Origin of the sequence: Gemella sp. GH3, assembly GCF_013415425.1 — a bacterium.
In the GTDB taxonomy this organism is placed as follows: domain Bacteria; phylum Bacillota; class Bacilli; order Staphylococcales; family Gemellaceae; genus Gemelliphila.
In genome coordinates this window covers 1-18427 of the sequence record NZ_JACBYC010000197.1, presented here as the reverse complement: position 1 = coordinate 18427, position 18427 = coordinate 1, and the positions used below count along the sequence as shown (strand labels likewise).

The window sequence follows — 18427 nt, the reverse complement described above, 5'->3', positions numbered from 1 at the left end:
GACGGAACAAAAGACGAAGTACCAGTCAAAGTAACTGTTAAAGAAAAAGATGCGGATAAATATACACCAACAGAGAAAACACAAGAGGTAAACAAAGGAGAAACACCGAACGCAAAAGACAGCATAGGAAATGTTTCGGACTTACCAGAGAACGCAACGTATGAATACAAAACTCCAGTAGATACAAATACAGCAGGAGAAAAAGATGCAATAGTAGTTGTGACTTATCCAGACGGAACAAAAGACGAAGTACCAGTCAAAGTAATCGTTAAAGAAAAAGATGCGGATAAATATACACCAACAGAGAAAACACAAGAGGTAAACAAAGGAGAAACACCGAACGCAAAAGACAGCATAGGAAATGTTTCAGAGTTACCAGAGAACGCAACGTATGAATACAAAACTCCAGTAGATACAAATACAGCGGGAGAAAAAGATGCAATAGTAGTTGTGACATATCCGGACGGAACAAAAGACGAAGTACCAGTCAAAGTAACTGTTAAAGAAAAAGATGCGGATAAATATGAACCAACAGCGAAAACACAAGAGGTAAACAAAGGAGAAACACCGAACGCAAAAGACAGCATAGGAAATGTTTCAGAGTTACCAGAGAACGCAACGTATGAATACAAAACTCCAGTAGATACAAATACAGCGGGAGAAAAAGATGCAATAGTAGTTGTGACTTATCCAGACGGAACAAAAGACGAAGTACCAGTCAAAGTAATCGTTAAAGAAAAAGATGCGGACCGTATTACACCAACAGTTCCAGAGAAAACAGAAGTAGGAGATGTTAATAACTTAACAGACGAAGAGAAAAAAGCTGTTAAAGATAAGATAGAAGAATCAAACAAAGATAAGTTCCCGCCAAATACAAAAGTAGAAGTAGGATCAGATGGAACAGCAACAATAACATATCCAGACGGAAGTAAAGATGTAATACCGGGAACAGACTTGGTAAAACCAAAAACAGACAAACCAACAGATGCGGATAAATATACGCCAACAGCGAAAACACAAGAGGTAAACAAAGGAGAACAACCTAACGCTAAAGATAGCATAGGAAATGTTTCAGAGTTACCAGAGAATGCAACGTATGAATACAAAACTCCAGTAGATACAAATACAGCGGGGGAAAAAGATGCAATAGTAGTTGTAACATATCCGGATGGAACAAAAGATGAAGTAGCAGTCAAAGTAACTGTTAAAGAGAAAGATGCGGATAAATACACACCAACAGCGAAAACACAAGAGGTAAACAAAGGAGAAACACCAAATGCAAAAGACAGCATAGGAAATGTTTCAGAGTTACCAGAGAACGCAACGTATGAATACAAAACTCCAGTAGATACAAATACAGCGGGGGAAAAAGATGCAATAGTAGTTGTGACTTATCCGGACGGAACAAAAGATGAAGTACCAGTCAAAGTAATCGTTAAAGAAAAAGATGCAGACCGTATCACACCAACAGTTCCAGAGAAAACAGAAGTAGGAGATGTTAACAACTTAACAGACGAAGAGAAAAAAGCTGTTAAAGATAAGATAGAAGAATCAAACAAAGATAAGTTCCCACCAAATACAAAAGTAGAAGTAGGACCAGATGGAACAGCAACAATAACATATCCAGACGGAAGTAAAGATGTAATTCCAGGAACAGACTTAGTTAAACCAAAAACAGATGCAGACCGTATTACGCCGACAGTTCCAGAGAAAACAGAAGTAGGAGATGTTAACAATTTAACAGACGAAGAGAAAAAAGCTGTTAAAGATAAGATAGAAGAATCAAACAAAGATAAGTTCCCACCAAATACAAAAGTAGAAGTAGGACCAGATGGAACAGCAACAATAACATATCCAGACGGAAGTAAAGATGTTATTCCAGGAACAGACTTAGTTAAACCAAAAACAGATGCGGATAAATACACACCAACTACGAAACCAGAAACAGTAGAGAAAGGTGGAAAAGTAGACTTAACAGACAACGTTAATCCAATAGTTGACGAAAGTGGAAATCCAGTAGAAGTAACTGTTAAAGACGTAACGCCAGAGGGAAGTATAGATACAAATACACCTGGAGAATACACAGGAAAAGTAGAAGTAACATACCCAGATGGAAGTAAAGAAGTAGTCGATGTACCGGTCAAAGTAGTAGATAGCCGTACAGATGCAGATAAATACACACCAACTACAAAACCAGAAACAGTAGAAAAAGGTGGAAAAGTAGACTTAACAGATAACGTAAATCCAATCAAAGACGATAAAGGTAATGACGTACCAGTAACTGTTAAAGACGTAACGCCAGAGGGAAGTATAGATACAAATAAACCTGGAGAATACACAGGAAAAGTAGAAGTAACATATCCAGATGGAAGTAAAGAAGTAGTCGATGTACCGGTCAAAGTAGTAGATAGCCGTACAGATGCAGAGAAGATTACTCCAACAGTTCCAGAAAAAACAGAAGTAACAGATCCAAGCAACTTAACACCAGAAGAGAAACAAGAAGTAGCAGATAAGATAAAAGAAGCTAACAAAGATAAATTCCCAGAAGGAACAAAAGTTGAGGTTGGTAATGATGGAACAGCAACAATAACATATCCAGACGGAAGTAAAGATGTTATTCCAGGAGAAGATTTAGTTGTAGCAAAAGGTAAAGGGTCAGCTTCTAAGAAATTATCTAACACAGGTGAAACGACAACTACAAGTGCAGCAGGACTAGCATTATTAGTACTAGCAGGACTATTAAGTAGAAGAAGAAAAAATAAATAATTCTTAAATTAGACAAGACATTTATATGTCTTGTCTTTTTTGTTTAGTATTAATTAGGTGGCAAAGGATTATATTTATTAATTATTTTAATGATAAATTATTAACTATTTAAAAGTTATATACAGTATATAATTTTAAAATAATTCAGGAAATATAATTAATAATATTATGATTTTAATATGTTTTTAAAAGTTTTTATCGGGAAATATTTTGACTTATAAAGTTGATTATGGTATTCTTATAGATGAAATTAATTAATGAGGGAGGAGTTTATTGTATGGAAGAAACAGTAAAACCTTTTAGTAAATTGTACAATTTAACTAAAAGAGCAGAAAAAGTTGGTATTTCAGATGAAGATGTTTTAAAAGAAATTTTTATAGATAAGATTATCCCTAACAAGTACCAACCTAGATATGAATTTGATGATGATAAAATTATAGAATTAGCAGATTCTATAAAACAAAATGGATTATTACAATCTATAACTGTACGTGAGTTAGATAATGGATTTTACGAACTTATTGCAGGCGAAAGAAGACTTCGTGCATTAAGGTATCTAAGGCTAGAAACTACTAAAGCTATCGTAAAAGAACTAACAGATGAACAAATGGCAACGTTAGCTCTTATAGAAAATATTCAAAGAGAAGAACTTAGTCCAATAGAAGAGGCGTATGCTTATCAGAAATTGCTAGAAATTAACAATATAACTCAAGAAGAATTAGCTAAATCTTTAGGAAAGACACAAGCAACTGTTGCCAATAAGATTAGGCTTTTGAAGTTATGTCCAAAAGTTATAGATGCAATAAGTACTAAAAGGATAACAGAACGTCATGGTCGAGCTATGGTGAAGTTAGATCATACCGTACAAGAAAATATTTTACATCAAATTTTAACTCAAAATCTAAATGTAATTCAAACAGAGAAAAGAGTAGCTAATTATTTAGATATTAAAGAAAATAATTCTAAAATTAACAGTTTGAATAGTAATTATGATGCTCAAAAAATAGTTTCAAAATTTTTAAAAGAAATTTCAAAATTAGAGAATCAGTACGGAATTAACCTCGAAAAAGAAGAGGAAGAAGAAATGAGTAGTATAACTTTAAAAATAAAAATACCACGTTATAAGGAGAGAAAATAATGAAGATATTAGCTATATGTAATCAAAAAGGAGGAGTAGGGAAGACTACAACTGCTATTAATTTGGCAGCTTCTTTAGCAAATTTAAATAATAAAGTTTTAATTGTTGATACAGATCCTCAAGCTAATGCAACTAGTGGAGTTGGGATAGATAAAAATGATGTTAATAAATCTATATATGATATATTAGTCGATGAAGTAGATATTAATGAAGTTATAAAAGAAACATCTTATAAAAATCTTGATATAGTTCCCTCTAGTATTGCTTTAGCAGGTGCAGAAGTAGAATTAGTTTCTGCTATAAGTAGAGAATTAAGGATGAAACAAGCTATTTCTTCTATAAAGAAATCTTATGATTATATTATTATAGATTGTCCGCCATCTTTAGGTCTTATTACGTTAAATTCTTTAACGGCAGCTGACGGGGTTATTATACCTGTACAGACAGAGTATTATGCTTTAGAAGGGCTTAGTCAATTAATAAATACATTTAATATCGTTCGAAAACATCTTAATTCTACATTAGAAATTTTTGGAGTTTTACTTACTATGACAGATAGTAGGACAAATATATCTAATCAAGTATCTACTGAAGTCCGTGATCATTTTAAAGATAAGGTATTTGATACTGTAATTTCTAGGACGGTTAGACTTAGTGAAGCTCCTAGTTTCGGAGAACCTATTATAGAGTATGCGAAATCTTCTAAAGGTGCTAAACAATATTTAACTTTGGCAAAAGAGGTGATTAATCGTGACAAAAAATAAAGGACTAGGTAAAGGACTTGGTGCAATATTTAAAACAGAAAGTATATCAATAGATGATAATTCTAACAGTGTAATAAATATTAAATTAGAAAGTATAAAAAACAATCCTTATCAACCAAGAACAATTTTTGATGATAGTAAGATTGAAGAATTAGCATCATCAATAGAAAAAAATGGTTTATTACAGCCTATAGTCGTAAAAAAAACAGTATCAGGATATTATATTATTGCGGGAGAAAGAAGATATCGTGCATTTGAAAAACTAGGTAAAAAAGAAATTCCTGCTATTATAAAAGAACTTTCTGATGATGAAATGATGATATTTGCTGTTTTAGAAAATTTACAACGTGAAGATTTATCTGCTTTAGAAGAGGCTAGTAGTTATAAAAAGTTGATGACTAATTTAAATTTAAAACAAGAAGATTTGGCAAAGCAATTAGGAAAAAGTAGATCGTATATTGCCAATAGTTTGCGTCTACTAAAATTACCATTGGAAGTCAAAGAAAGATTATCTAACGGAGAAATTAGTGCAGGTCATGCAAGAACTTTATTATCTCTAAAATCTAATAAAGATATGACAAAAATTTGTAATAAAGTAATAATAGAGCATATGTCTGTGCGAGCTTTGGAAGATTATATTTCTAAATTGAATAATAAAAAGGAAGTAAAAAAAGTAATTAAAAAAGATATATTTATAGAAGAACAAGAGAATAGATTAAAAAAATTGTTAGGAACGACAGTTTCTATTAAACAAAATAAAAATAAAAAAGGAAAAATTGAAATATTATTCGATGATAATGAAGAATTTGATAGAATAATAGAACTATTTGGAAAGTAAAATGTTAAATATATTAAATTTTTTGAAAAATGAAGAGTTGTATATTAATATTTTAGAACGATTTATAAAAACAATCATAATAGTTATTCTTGCTTATATAACTATAAAGATTAGTTTGAAAATACTAGACTATGTTATGAAGACTAGTATAAAAGCTAATAGTAAGTTAGGGATAGAGTCTAATGAAAAAAGAAATGCTACAATTCATAAACTTATAAAAAGTACAGTTACATATACAATATATTTTATAGCTACTATACAAATATTATCTACTTTTGGAGTTAATACTGCTGGAATTTTGGCAAGTGCAGGATTGGTCAGTGTAGCTGTAGGTTTTGGAGCTCAAAGTTTGGTAAAAGACATAATTACGGGATTTTTTATTATTTTGGAAGGGCAATTTGATGTAGGAGATTATGTGAAAATTAATAATCAGTCTGCTTTTATAGCAGAAGGAAAAATTTTAGCATTAGGGCTTAGGTCTACGAAAATTTTGTCAAATGGCGGAGAAGTATATTTTGTTCCTAATAGTAGCATAAATCAAGTAATTAATTATTCACAAAATTATAATTTATTGTCTATTGTAAGTAATATTACTATAAGTACAACATTGAATGATATAGAGAGTTCCTTAAATAAATTTTTAGAAATACTTAATAGCAATAATGAATATAAAAAATACTTTTATAAAAAAGAAAAGTTAAAATTAAACTCTTTGATAGGTGTAGACGAAAATGTAGCTAGTTTTGAAATTATAGTTAAAGCTACTTTAGGAAAAAAGAATGTATTAGAAAATATGCTAAAAAAAGATTTATACTTAGAATTTACTGAAAATATAGTTTCTATTAAGTAAAGGAGTGAGTTTTGTGGAGTATGATTTAGAAAATATAGTTGAAATGAAAAAAAAGCACCCTTGTGGAACTAACAGATGGAAGATAACGCGTATGGGTGCGGATATAAAGATAAAATGTTTGAAGTGTGATAATACTATAATGTTATCCAGAAGAGAATTTAACAAGAAGTTGAAAAAAGTCTTAGAGAAATAATGTAATTTTTTCTGGATTATTGTATATTTTGATTTAGAGATATTTATAAAATATATGTATAAATTAATCAAATATTAAGCTCAAAAAATATAAACGATATTGGGTTAATTTGCATAAAATCTGTATAGATGTTATACTATAAAAATAAGGAGGATGTGCTATGGAAAAGTTGTTTTCAACTATACATATTTTTGAAGGTATATCTGAAAAATCAAAAGAAGCATTAAGAACTATAAAAAGAAGAGAAGCTAAGTATTCATCTAATGATTTAGTGATTGAATCTGGCGAAGATATAAAAGAAATTTGTATAATATTAGAAGGGGTTCTTCGTTGTACAGAGTTTACAAATACAGGAAAATCCGTAAACTCATCTTATTATGGACCCGGAGTATCTTTCCCGTTTTATATGCTTTATGGTGGAGAAACTAAATATTCTTTTGATACCTATGCTATTAGAAAAACTAAAGTAGTATGGTTTGCTTGGGATGATATTAAAAATATTATAGAAAATGATATAAAGTTTATGAAAAATGTTATGATATATATTGCAGAATTTACTTGTTATAATCAGAGAATATTACGTGCATTACAATATCGACGTGTTAAAGATAGGCTTGTATACTGGTTAGTTAACATTAATAATCCTAGTATAACTATAAATATTCCGATTTCTCAAGGAGTACTAGCAGATATATTACATGTTAATAGAAGTACTCTTAATAAAGAGCTTAACTTGTTGCAAGAATCTGGAGCAATATCTATAGGAAATAAAAGGATAGAAGTTTTAGATTTCCAGTATTTAAAAGATTTGCTATAGAAATGTAGTTAGTTTTATAAGTTACTTATAATCTTAGATAGTTTATAAGTAACTTATATTATTTTTTATAATTTTAAACGTTTAATATTTTAATATCTGATACATTAATTATTATGTATTATTTTTTGTACCAACAGTATTATACAAAATGTTTCTATATTATTTTTTATTAAAGTATTTTATGTTATAATAACTAGGTACAATAAGAGTTAGTATAAAGGAGATATAATTATGGCATTGACAGCGGGAATAGTAGGATTACCCAATGTAGGAAAGAGTACGTTATTTAATGCAATAACAAAAGCAGGAGCTTTGGCTGCCAATTATCCATTTGCGACTATAGATCCAAATGTAGGTATAGTAGAAGTTCCAGATAATAGATTAGAAAAATTAACGGAGTTAGTTACACCTAAGAAAACAGTTCCCACTTCTTTTGAATTTACTGATATTGCAGGTATAGTAAAGGGAGCTTCTAAAGGTGAAGGTTTAGGAAATAAATTTTTGAGTCATATAAGAGAAGTTGATGCAATTTGTCAAGTTGTTCGTTGTTTTGAAGATGAAAACATTACTCACGTTGCAGGTAGTGTTGATCCTATTTATGATATAGAAGTAATTAATTTAGAATTAATTTTGGCTGATTTAGAAAGTGTAGAAAAACGTATAGGTAGAGTAGAAAAACAAGCTAAGCAAAAAGACAAAGATGCAGTTGCAGAATTTGATGTTTTAGTGAAAGTTAGAGATATTTTAAAAGAAGAGAAACCTGCTCGTTTGCTAGAGTTGGATAAAGAAGAGCAAAAAATTGCTAAAAATATGCATTTACTTACTATGAAACCTATGTTATATGTAGCTAATGTAAGTGAAGATGATCTTTTAGAAGTAGATAGTAATGAATTTGTTTCAAAAGTTAGAGAATTTGCGAAAACAGAAGGAAGCGAAGTTATAGTTATTTGTGCAAAGATTGAAGAGGAAATGGCTTCTTTAGAAGATGATGAAAAAGAAATGTTTTTAGAAGAATTAGAAATAGAAGAAAGTGGACTTGATAAATTGATTAAGGCTAGTTATAACCTTTTAGGATTGGCAACTTATTTCACAGCAGGAGTACAAGAAGTTCGTGCATGGACTTTTAGAAAAGGTATGTTAGCTCCAGAATGTGCAGGTATTATTCATTCGGACTTTGAACGCGGTTTTATTCGTGCAGAAACAGTTAGTTATGATGATTTGTTAGAATACGGAAGTATGGTTAAAGCAAAAGAAGCAGGGAAAGTGCGCCTTGAAGGAAAAGAATACGAGGTAAAAGACGGAGATATTATGTTGTTTAGATTTAATGTCTAATAATATAATTTAAGTTTTATTGTTGTTTTATAAAAATTTGAAAGTTAGATATTACAAATTTTATATTAATTCAATTATTATTTACTGTAATAAATAAATATTTTTTAGATTAAGTTCAGGTAATTATATTGCCTGAACTATTTATTTTTTAACATTTATTGTAATTGAATATGTATATTTTTTATGATATAATTATAGAAATTTTATTTAAAAACAAGGAAGGATAAAAATGTTAGAATTACGTAATATTACGAAAGAATATATTTTAGGTGGTAATAAATCTGTCGCATTAAATGATGTAAGTATTAGATTTCGTAAAGAAGAATTTGTTTCCATATTAGGAGCAAGTGGTAGTGGAAAAACTACTATGCTAAATATTATAGGAGGTTTAGATAAATATACTTCTGGAGATTTACTTATAGATGGCTATTCTACTAAGAAGTTTACGGATAAAGATTGGGATCGTTATAGAAATGGAACAATAGGTTTTGTCTTTCAAAGTTATAATCTAATAAGTCATTTATCAGTTTTAGATAATGTCAAATTAGCGTTGTCTATTTCTGGTTTTAGTTCGGCAGAAAGTACCGAAAAAGCTAAAAAATCGTTAGAAGAGGTTGGACTTGCAGAACATATATATAAAAAACCTAGTCAATTATCTGGAGGACAAATGCAACGTGTAGCTATAGCTAGAGCGTTAGTAACGGATCCTAAAGTTATTTTGGCAGATGAACCTACAGGTGCTTTAGATAGCAAAACTAGTGTTCAAATTATGGAATTAATAAAAAAAATAAGTAAAGATAAATTAGTAATTATGGTTACTCATAATCCAGAACTTGCTAAAGAATACAGTGATAGAATAGTTAGTGTATCTGACGGCCAAATTAAAGAAGATACAAACCCTTATAATGAAGAAGATAAAAAGCAAGGTACTCCTAATTTTCCAAAAACATCGATGAAACTTAAAGATTCTATAAAGTCAAGTATGAAAAATTTATTTACAAAAAAAATTAGAACTATTTTGACTACTTTGGCAGGGAGTATAGGGATAATTAGTATAGCTTTGGTTTTATCTATTTCGTCAGGAATGAAAGGTTATATCAATAAACTAGAAAATGAAAATATGTCTAGTATGCCTATAACTATAAGTTCTAAACAAATGAATTTCCAAATGAGAGTTACTGATACCGAAGTGGATAATAGTACTACTATAAAAGCAGGTAGTAAAAATAAAATTCATAAAAATATATATACAGAAGATGCATTAGGAAACGGGGAAACGTTTCTGAAGTATTTAGAAAATAATGCTAAAAATTATTACAAGAATATTGAATACACGAGTGATTATAAATTAAAAGCTTTGATTAAGATACCTAGCGGAGTAGTAAAAGAATTTAAAACGGAAACTTTATCTTTAAGTGGGAATGATAATTTTTCTAAGTTATCACAAGATAAAAATGTTTTGTTAAATCAATATGATGTAGTAGCAAAATTATCTGATGACTTTGTTTATCCAACTAACGCTGAAGAGATGATTCTTTATGTAGGAAAAGACAATTCTATTGATAAGGATATTTTGAAAGCATTAGGGTATGATGAAAATAGTAAATTAGACTATAAGGATTTCTTAGGAAAAGAATTTAGTATTTTGAGTAATGATAGTTACTACACTGAAAAAGGTGGGCTATATACTTTAGCAAATTTTGATGATGCTAGTTATGATGCAGGAGTAAAAGCTAAAATAGTAGCAATAGTAAAACCGAAAGATAGTACATATGAAAATAGTAGATCAGTAATAGGTTATACGCAATCTTTAGAAGATACTATGCTAGAAAAAGAGAAAATTTCTAAAATAGTTGAAGCTCAAAAAGCAGATGTAAATAAAAATGTTCTAACTAGTGAAGTTATATCAGAAGATATTTATGATCAAATAATAGGTCAGTTAGGTGGTAGCACTAAACCTAGTCAGATAGCTATTTATCCAAAATCATTTGAAGATAGAGAAAATATCGTAAAAACTATAGAAGAATATAATAAAAAAATAAATGATAAATATGGATCAAATATTACAGAAGCTAATAAATATAATATAAGCTACACGGATCTTGCTAAGATGATGACGGAGATGATGAATCAAATGATAAATACAGTTACTATTATCTTGACTGCATTTGCAGCTATATCTCTGATAGTATCATCTGTTATGATAGGTATTTTAACTTATGTATCTGTAGTAGAAAGAACAAAAGAAATAGGTATTTTAAGAGCTATCGGTGCAAGAAAGAAAGATATTACAAGAATATTCAATGTAGAAGCGGGTCTTGTAGGAATATCTTCTGGATTATTTGGAGTAATAGTAGCTATCGTATTATCTATACCAATAAGTAATATAGTATCTAAGGCTATCAAAGCTGATGGATTTACAGCTAGTTTGTCTGTTCAAAACTCAGTATTATTAATACTATTAAGTTTAGTGCTAACTCTTATAGCAAGTGTTATACCAGCTAAAATGGCTGCTAAGAAAAATCCTGTAGAAGCATTAAGAACAGAGTAAAAGATTGATAATGTATAAAAAAGATGGTGAAGTACCGTCTTTTTTATTTTTTATGAATTAATTTAAAATTATTTTAAATTATGAAAAAAGTTAATTTTTATTTTATATTCGGAGTATAAAAATATATTATTTAATAAATAAAAAAATATTTCACGTTCTCTTTAAAATAAGGTGTTATATATAATTTATAAAATTTAATTTCACTATTAATTATAATCAATATATAATAAAGTTTTATTGTTATATTATATTTATCCAAAATATTATTGTAACTGTTATATTTTTGTGCTAAAATGAAAACGTAATTATAAAAAACATATTTTAAAGGAGGAAGAGTTATGGATAATCAAACTAATACAAGAAAACCTTGGAGTTTTTATATGTGTTCTTTAACTTTTTCATTTGAAAGAGCAGCTTATTATTCTTCTAAATGGCTTGTTGTAGCATTTTTGACGGCTGCTTTAGTAAATGGAGGTCTAGGTATTGATAAAGGTGATGCAGCTGTAATGCAAAGTTATTTTGTTGCAGCAACTTATGCAGCTCCAGTAGTTATGTCTTTCATAGCTGATAGATATATAGGGGCAAGGTATTTAATACCTGTTGGGCTTTTGCTAATGGCTGTAGGTTATGCGTATCAAGGTTATGTTGGTACAAAAGAATCGTTATGGATTATGATATCTTTGGTAGGAGTAGGAACAGGATTTTTCAAGGCTAATTTATCATCATTAACAGGAACGTTATTTAAAACATCTGGAGAGAAGGATTCTGCATTTTCAACTCAATATTCTTTTGTAAATATTGGATCATTTGTAGGTACTACAGCAGTAGGAATTTTATATGTATCATTAGCTACATCTGAACAAAGTGGATACTTACAATGTTTTAAATTAGCAGGTCTTCTTTGTTTATTAGGAGCTGTATGGTTCGTTATAGGATATAAATCTTTAGGAGATGCTGGGAAAATTCCTTTTAAAGCAGGTGAAGAAAAAGTAGTAGAAGTTAAGCAAGAAAAACGTTCTTTAGAGCCGTATGAGGTACGTAGAGTTTTATCTATTTTGTTAATTTCAATATTTTCTATTATTTTCTGGCTATTCTGGTATTTTACTTATCTTGCTGTTTATGATTATGCACCAAAATATGTAAACTTCAATATTGGTAGTTTTGAAATACCTACAGCTTGGTTTGATTCAGAGAATGCACTTCTATGTATTGCATTAGGACCTATTTTGGGAGCTTTATGGTTACGTTTATCTAAACGACCAAAAGGAGATTTAAGTTTATACAAAAAATTAGGTATAGGTTTATTCTTATTAGGTGCATCTTTCTTAATGCTTATAGGTGCAGAATTTCAAAGAGGTATAGGATCACCAGAAACAAATAAAGCTAGTTTAATGTGGATAATAATGTTTGGGATTTTACTAAGTTTAGGTGAGATGGTATTTTCTCCGCTAGGAAATGCTTTTGTTTCTAAATATTCTCCTAAGCATTTATTATCTACGATGATGTCAGTTTGGGTAGCTGCTACATTCTTTGCTACATTATGTTATGGACAAGTGTATAAAGCAATTTCTCAATTAGATTTTATGTATGCATACTCGTTAATAACTGTAGTTTTATGCTTGTTAGGTATACTACTATTCGTATTTGATAAGAAGTTGGCTTCGCTTGTTGAACTGCGTGAAGGTGAAACTTTAGTTGAGTAATGTATAATAACTCGAAAATTTATTGTATAGTTTTTTGAGATGTTCAATTATAAATGAATTTGTAACTGTTGAAATAGTATGCTATAATCAAATAAAGAGAATAAGTTTATTTAACAATTTTTATTCTAGTTTATATAGGCAATATTAAGGTAGTAGATATTTTCTAGGATATCTACTACTATTTTTTTATTAATAAGGAGGGTAAGGATGTGGAATTAAGAACTTTATATCCCGAAATAGAAGTTAATTTTAGCAAAAAACTAAAAGTTGATGCTGTACATGATATTTATTATGAAGAAAGTGGTAATCCTAAAGGTGTTCCTGTAGTATTTTTACACGGAGGTCCCGGATGTGGATCATCACCTACATGTAGAAGATATTTTGACCCAGAGTTTTATCGTATTATTGTTTTTGATCAAAGAGGTAGTGGGAAATCTACACCGCATGCTTGTTTGGAAAATAACGATACTTGGAGTATTGTAGATGATATGGAAAAGATAAGAAAAGATGTAGGGGTTGATCAGTGGTTAGTATTTGGAGGTAGCTGGGGTTCTACATTAGCTATGTGTTATGCTATTAAACATCCTGACAGAGTTTTAGGTTTAGTACTAAGAGGAATTTTCCTAGGGCGTAGAGAAGATATAGAATGGATATATGAAGTAGGCGGAGCTAGTAATATAAAACCAGAATCTTTTGAGAGATATGTAAGTATAGTATCAAAAGAAGATAGAGATAACATTATATCTGCGTATTATAAAAAGCTTACTAGTGACGATTATGAAACACGTAAACAAGCTGCTAAAGAATGGAGTATGTGGGAAGGTAGTTTAGTTACATTATTACCTGATCCTAATTTAGAGGATAGTTTTGGTAATATTGATTTCGCTATTTCTATGGCTACAATAGAATGTCATTTTTGGATGAATAATATGTTTTGGGAAGTAGATAATTTTATATTAGAAAATTGTCATAAATTTAAAGATATCCCAACTGTTATTGTTCACGGAAGATATGATATAGATTGTAGAGTTATTGGAGCATATATGTTACATAAAAAGTTAAATAATTCTAAATTACATATAGTAGAAGATGCTGGTCACTCTTCGGGTGAGCCAGGAATAGTTAGTGAATTAGTTAAAGCTACAGATAATTTTAGAGAAATTTTAAGATAAAGAGGATTTATTATGGATATAGCTACAAAATTAGAAAAATTAAGAAAATTAATGGAACATGAAAATATTGATATATATATGATTCCTACTGCTGATTTTCATAATAGTGAATATGTGGGGGAACATTTTAAGGCTAGAGCATTTATAAGTGGATTTACAGGTTCTGCTGGAACAGTTTTGGTAACGAAAGATTATGCAGGTCTATGGACTGACGGTAGATATTTTTTACAAGCAGAAAAAGAACTTGCTAACTCGGAAATAGAGCTACAAAGAATGTTTGATCCAGGTGTTCCTACTATTGAAGAATATATTATTAATAATATAGAAGAAGATGGAGTTTTAGGATTTGATGGACGTGTAGTTACGTTTGGTCAAGGAAAAGTTTTGGCTAATAAATTAAAAAGAAAAAATGCCGTAATAAAATATGATATTGATTTAATCGATGAGATTTGGGAAGATAGACCAAAACTCTCTGAAAATAAAGCGTTCGCTTTAGATTTAGATCAAGCTGGAGAAAGTGTAGATGATAAATTAACTAGAGTTAGAAAAGAAATGTATAATGTTGGTGCAAATGCGCATGTTATTACTAGTTTAGACGATATTGGCTGGTTATTGAATGTTAGGGGAATGGATGTAGATTTCTTCCCGTTACTTCTAAGCTATGCGATAGTATACGAGAATAAAGTAGATTTCTATGTAGATGAAAATAAATTATCATCTGAGATAAAAGAAAATTTAGCTAAAAATAATATTCACTTAAAACCTTATAATGATATTTATGAAGATGTTAAAGAATTTTCTTATTCTGATGTAGTGTTAGTTGATCCAGCGTTGTTGAATTATGCTTTATTTAATAATATACCCAAAGAAACTACATTAGTAGAAAAGAGAAATCCTACTATATTGATGAAAGCTATGAAAAATAGTGTAGAAATTAATAATATAATTAAAGCACATATAAAAGATGGTGTAGCACATACTAAATTTATTTATTGGCTAAAACAGCTTGTTAAGGATGGTATTAATAATCAAGAAACTGAACTATCAGCTTCTTCGAAATTAGTTGAATTTAGAAAAGAGCAAGGTAATTTTATTTGTCCTAGTTTTGATCCTATTTGTGGACATGGTCCTAACGGAGCGATTGTTCACTACTCGTCATCAGATGAAACTAATGTTCCATTAACTAGCGGTACATTTTTCTTAACTGATACGGGAGCTAACTTCTTAGAAGGTTCTACTGATATAACTAGAACAACAGCAATGGGAGATATTAGTATAGAATTAAAACGTGATTATACTAGAGTTTTACAAGGTAATCTAAGGTTGTCAAGAATGAAGTTTAAAGAAGGGGTTTCAGGTGCTAATTTAGATTTATTTGCTAGAAGCGGACTTTGGGATAATTATCAAGACTTTAATCATGGAACAGGTCATGGTGTAGGTTATCTTGGAAATATTCATGAAGGTCCAGCGGGAATACATTGGAGTGTAGCTCGTGCATCAGAACCTTTAAGAGAAGGTATGGTAATTACAAATGAACCTGGACTTTATATTACAGGATCTCACGGGATAAGATTGGAGAATGAATTAGTAGTAAGAAAATCTGTTAATAATGAGTATGGACAATTTTATGAGTTTGAAGTTATAACATATGTTCCTTTTGATTTAGAGGCTATAGATATTGATATAATGACAGATATTGATAAATATGAATTAAATAACTATCATAAAAAAGTATACGAAGTTATTTCTCCTTATTTAACTGAAGAAGAGAGAATATGGTTAAAAGAAGCTACTAAAGAAATATAAAATAAAAAAACTTGAGGCAACTATTGTCCTCAAGTTTTTTGTTTTATTTTTTACTTACAGTTAGTCCTGTAAATCCTGCTAATAGTGTTAGTATTAAACTTCCGTAGCAGAATATTGCGTAAGGTAAGTATGAAAATACAGAAACTCCTAGAGCGTGAGATATAAATACGCCACACACACTCCAAGGTACTAATGGATTTATAACTGTACCTGCATCTTCTAGAGTACGTGCTAAATTTTTCTTAGGAAGTTTTAATTTATCGTAAACAGGGTTGAATGTTCTACCCGTTAATAAGATAGATAAGTATTGTTCACCTACTACAAAGTTAATACCTACAGCTGTAAATGCTACTGTAGTTGTTGCAGAAGCAGCTGAAGTTAGAAATTTAGTAAGTGTATCTAAAATAGTAGAAACTATACCTAAAGAAAATAGTAGGCCTCCTAAACTTAATGCTAAAATTACAACAGATAATGTGAAGAACATACTAGATATACCTCCACGTTGAATAAGACTTGCAACACTTTCTGGAATAGATTCAAGTGCGAATCCTTTGAAGAAAAATGTTGATAGTTCTTCTAAGTTGTAATTTGAGTGAACAGATGTAACTACAAGAGAAACTGTAGTTGTAGCGATAATAGAAATAACAGCAGGTATTTTTAATACTGCTAATACTATTAATACTACAAATGGTATCAATGCGTACCAATGAACTATTCCTGTAGATAGAATATCCTTTTTAAATAAAGCTATATTGTCTAGATTAGAAATTTTTATATTTATTGATAAAATGTAGTAGAATATAGCCGATATAAAGAATACAGGAACTGTAGTTCTCATCATATTACGGATATGATCAAATAAATCTATGCCTACAACACTAGCAGAAATACTCGTAGTATCTGATAGTGGAGACATTTTATCTCCGAAAAATGCTCCAGAAACAATAGAACCTGCAGTGATAGCTAAGTTTGCATCGAATGCTTGAGCAATCCCTATGATAGCAACTCCTAGAGTGGCTACTGTTGTTAAACTACTTCCGATAGAAACACCAACAATAGAGGTTATTATAAATGCAGATAAGTAAAAAGTTTTAGCTGACATAACAGATAAACCATAATACATTAAAGTAGGGATAGCTCCACTCATCATAAGAGCGGTAATCAAAACGCCTATAAAGAAGAATAAATATATTGCTCCCATACTTGAACCTACAGCGTATGTCATACTGTCCTGCATATCTTTGTATTTGACTTTTCTTATTAGTCCATATATTAATAAAAACGTTAGTGCGGTTATTATAGGTATATGAGGAGTTATATTAGGTATAAATATAATCATCGTACCCAAAATAGTTAAGACCACTAAAGCTATTAAAGAAGCTTCCAATAATGAAGGCTTTCTAAGTGATTTAAATTCTAACATAAAGTTCCCTCCTTAAAAGTATTAAAATTGTGAACATTATATCATAAAAATTAGAAAATTACAATAAATTTTTAGAAAATAAGGTATCTATTATTTTTTTATTAATTTTGATTTTTATATTTAATTACCCTCCAAGAGTTAGAATTAACTTATAGAGGGTTTAGACATTTATTTTATTTTTTTGTAAACTACTAAATGATCTTCTTGATGTTCTTCAGTATAATTTTTATCAACATATTCTTTTATAAATTCATCACATTTTTCGTTGTTTATGAAATAGTTGCTTAGTACTATGTATTCAGGTTTGTTTTTTTCTATTTCATTTTTGAAGTCATCATAATATATATCTTCATTTATTGCGGGAATAAAGAAGTATTTGGTTGCTGCTAATCTTTCTGATTGAAGATATATTGTCCCAGATAATCTGTGAACATATATTTTTTCTTCGGAATTTGTATTATTTTTTATATATTCGCCAGTTTTTGCAAATGCTATGTCGGTGTTATGTCTACCTATTAAACTTTTAGTAAAATGTTCTACTCCAGATAAATAAAGAACAAAAGTAGAAATAGTTATTAAAGCAATATTAATAATATTTAATTTTACTTTTGTGAATACATAGTTAAATACTGTTGATGTATAAGGTATTAATATAGGTATAATGACTATTAGATAATGATAGTAATCTCTTTTTGATAAAAAAGCCATATATGTAGCAAAAGCTAAAAATAAATTATATATCATAAGCCTTTTATTTATTTTTAAAATTATATTAGCTATTAACACTATTAATATTACATTCATATCTTTTAGTAATTTTAAAAGCCATATACCTAGATTTACTATTCCAACTCCATCTCCACCAGCGTATGTAAAGTTAACATAAAATGCTTGATATAGCATATCGTGCAATATATTATTTTTTATTAAATATATTAAAGTAGGAATTAGTACTAAGAAAATACCTGTTGAAAAATATACACTATATTTTAATAAAAACTTGTAATTTTTCTTTTTTAGTTGAACTATAAATAAAATAATTGTAAAGAATATCCATATAGATATCATATTAGC

Annotated in this window: 13 protein-coding genes and 1 pseudogene; 12 read left to right on the top strand and 2 right to left on the bottom strand. The window is 29.5% G+C overall.

What is annotated here, in order from left to right:
• The 12 genes from HZY83_RS07100 to HZY83_RS07045 all read left to right on the top strand — a co-directional run.
• Positions 1–2766 (top strand): Rib/alpha-like domain-containing protein (locus HZY83_RS07100; protein ID WP_179943348.1); only part of this gene is annotated, 2766 nt, incomplete at its 5' end.
• A gap of 277 nt (positions 2767–3043) precedes the next feature.
• A complete protein-coding gene (locus HZY83_RS07095; RefSeq protein WP_179943347.1) occupies positions 3044–3904 on the top strand; it encodes a ParB/RepB/Spo0J family partition protein in 861 nt (286 codons plus the stop codon).
• Positions 3904–4668 carry a ParA family protein gene (locus HZY83_RS07090; RefSeq protein ID WP_218925368.1) on the top strand — a complete coding sequence of 255 codons (765 nt, stop codon included), beginning with the start codon at positions 3904–3906 and terminating at the stop codon, positions 4666–4668. The genes HZY83_RS07095 and HZY83_RS07090 overlap by 1 nt, the downstream gene beginning before the upstream one ends.
• Entirely contained in the window at positions 4655–5506 is an 852-nt protein-coding gene (locus HZY83_RS07085; RefSeq protein WP_179943346.1) for a ParB/RepB/Spo0J family partition protein, read from the top strand. Before HZY83_RS07090 ends, HZY83_RS07085 begins: the two co-directional genes overlap by 14 nt.
• Position 5507: 1 nt before the next feature.
• Entirely contained in the window at positions 5508–6356 is an 849-nt protein-coding gene (locus HZY83_RS07080; protein ID WP_179943345.1) for a mechanosensitive ion channel family protein, read from the top strand.
• Positions 6357–6369: 13 nt separating this feature from the next.
• Positions 6370–6549, top strand: coding sequence for a DUF951 domain-containing protein (locus HZY83_RS07075; protein WP_179943344.1), 180 nt, complete (start codon positions 6370–6372; stop codon positions 6547–6549).
• Between the two features lie 160 nt (positions 6550–6709).
• Positions 6710–7366 (top strand): Crp/Fnr family transcriptional regulator, encoded by a 657-nt coding sequence (locus tag HZY83_RS07070; RefSeq protein WP_179943343.1) that lies wholly within the window; start codon positions 6710–6712, stop codon positions 7364–7366.
• Between the two features lie 231 nt (positions 7367–7597).
• A complete protein-coding gene (ychF, locus tag HZY83_RS07065) occupies positions 7598–8698 on the top strand; it encodes a redox-regulated ATPase YchF (RefSeq protein WP_179943342.1) in 1101 nt (366 codons plus the stop codon).
• Between the two features lie 229 nt (positions 8699–8927).
• Positions 8928–11249: an ABC transporter ATP-binding protein/permease gene (locus HZY83_RS07060; RefSeq protein WP_179943341.1), complete on the top strand. Its 2322-nt coding sequence runs from the start codon at positions 8928–8930 to the stop codon at positions 11247–11249.
• Between the two features lie 338 nt (positions 11250–11587).
• Positions 11588–12952, top strand: coding sequence for a peptide MFS transporter (locus HZY83_RS07055; RefSeq protein WP_179943340.1), 1365 nt, complete (start codon positions 11588–11590; stop codon positions 12950–12952).
• 209 nt (positions 12953–13161) lie between these two features.
• A complete protein-coding gene (gene pip, locus HZY83_RS07050; RefSeq protein WP_179943339.1) occupies positions 13162–14124 on the top strand; it encodes a prolyl aminopeptidase in 963 nt (320 codons plus the stop codon).
• A 12-nt stretch (positions 14125–14136) separates the two neighbouring features.
• Entirely contained in the window at positions 14137–15930 is a 1794-nt protein-coding gene (locus HZY83_RS07045) for an aminopeptidase P family protein (RefSeq protein WP_179943338.1), read from the top strand.
• Between the two features lie 43 nt (positions 15931–15973).
• Here the strand turns inward: HZY83_RS07045 and nhaC are convergent, their stop codons facing one another.
• Both nhaC and HZY83_RS07035 read right to left on the bottom strand, forming a co-directional pair.
• Positions 15974–17353: a Na+/H+ antiporter NhaC gene (gene nhaC / locus HZY83_RS07040; RefSeq protein ID WP_179943337.1), complete on the bottom strand. Its 1380-nt coding sequence runs from the start codon at positions 17351–17353 to the stop codon at positions 15974–15976.
• A 168-nt stretch (positions 17354–17521) separates the two neighbouring features.
• Positions 17522–18427, bottom strand: a pseudogene (locus tag HZY83_RS07035) (hypothetical protein); the annotation flags it as partial.

What these genes read in the sequence shown, in the direction of transcription:
- HZY83_RS07095 (WP_179943347.1), top strand. Translation starts at nt 3,044, where the DNA reads ATGGAAGAAACAGTAAAACCTTTTAGTAAATTGTACAATTTAACTAAA.
- HZY83_RS07090 (WP_218925368.1), top strand. Translation starts at nt 3,904, where the DNA reads ATGAAGATATTAGCTATATGTAATCAAAAAGGAGGAGTAGGGAAGACT.
- HZY83_RS07080 (WP_179943345.1), top strand. Translation starts at nt 5,508, where the DNA reads ATGTTAAATATATTAAATTTTTTGAAAAATGAAGAGTTGTATATTAAT.
- HZY83_RS07070 (WP_179943343.1), top strand. Translation starts at nt 6,710, where the DNA reads ATGGAAAAGTTGTTTTCAACTATACATATTTTTGAAGGTATATCTGAA.
- ychF (WP_179943342.1), top strand. Translation starts at nt 7,598, where the DNA reads ATGGCATTGACAGCGGGAATAGTAGGATTACCCAATGTAGGAAAGAGT.
- HZY83_RS07060 (WP_179943341.1), top strand. Translation starts at nt 8,928, where the DNA reads ATGTTAGAATTACGTAATATTACGAAAGAATATATTTTAGGTGGTAAT.
- HZY83_RS07055 (WP_179943340.1), top strand. Translation starts at nt 11,588, where the DNA reads ATGGATAATCAAACTAATACAAGAAAACCTTGGAGTTTTTATATGTGT.
- HZY83_RS07045 (WP_179943338.1), top strand. Translation starts at nt 14,137, where the DNA reads ATGGATATAGCTACAAAATTAGAAAAATTAAGAAAATTAATGGAACAT.
- nhaC (WP_179943337.1), bottom strand. Translation starts at nt 17,353, where the DNA reads ATGTTAGAATTTAAATCACTTAGAAAGCCTTCATTATTGGAAGCTTCT.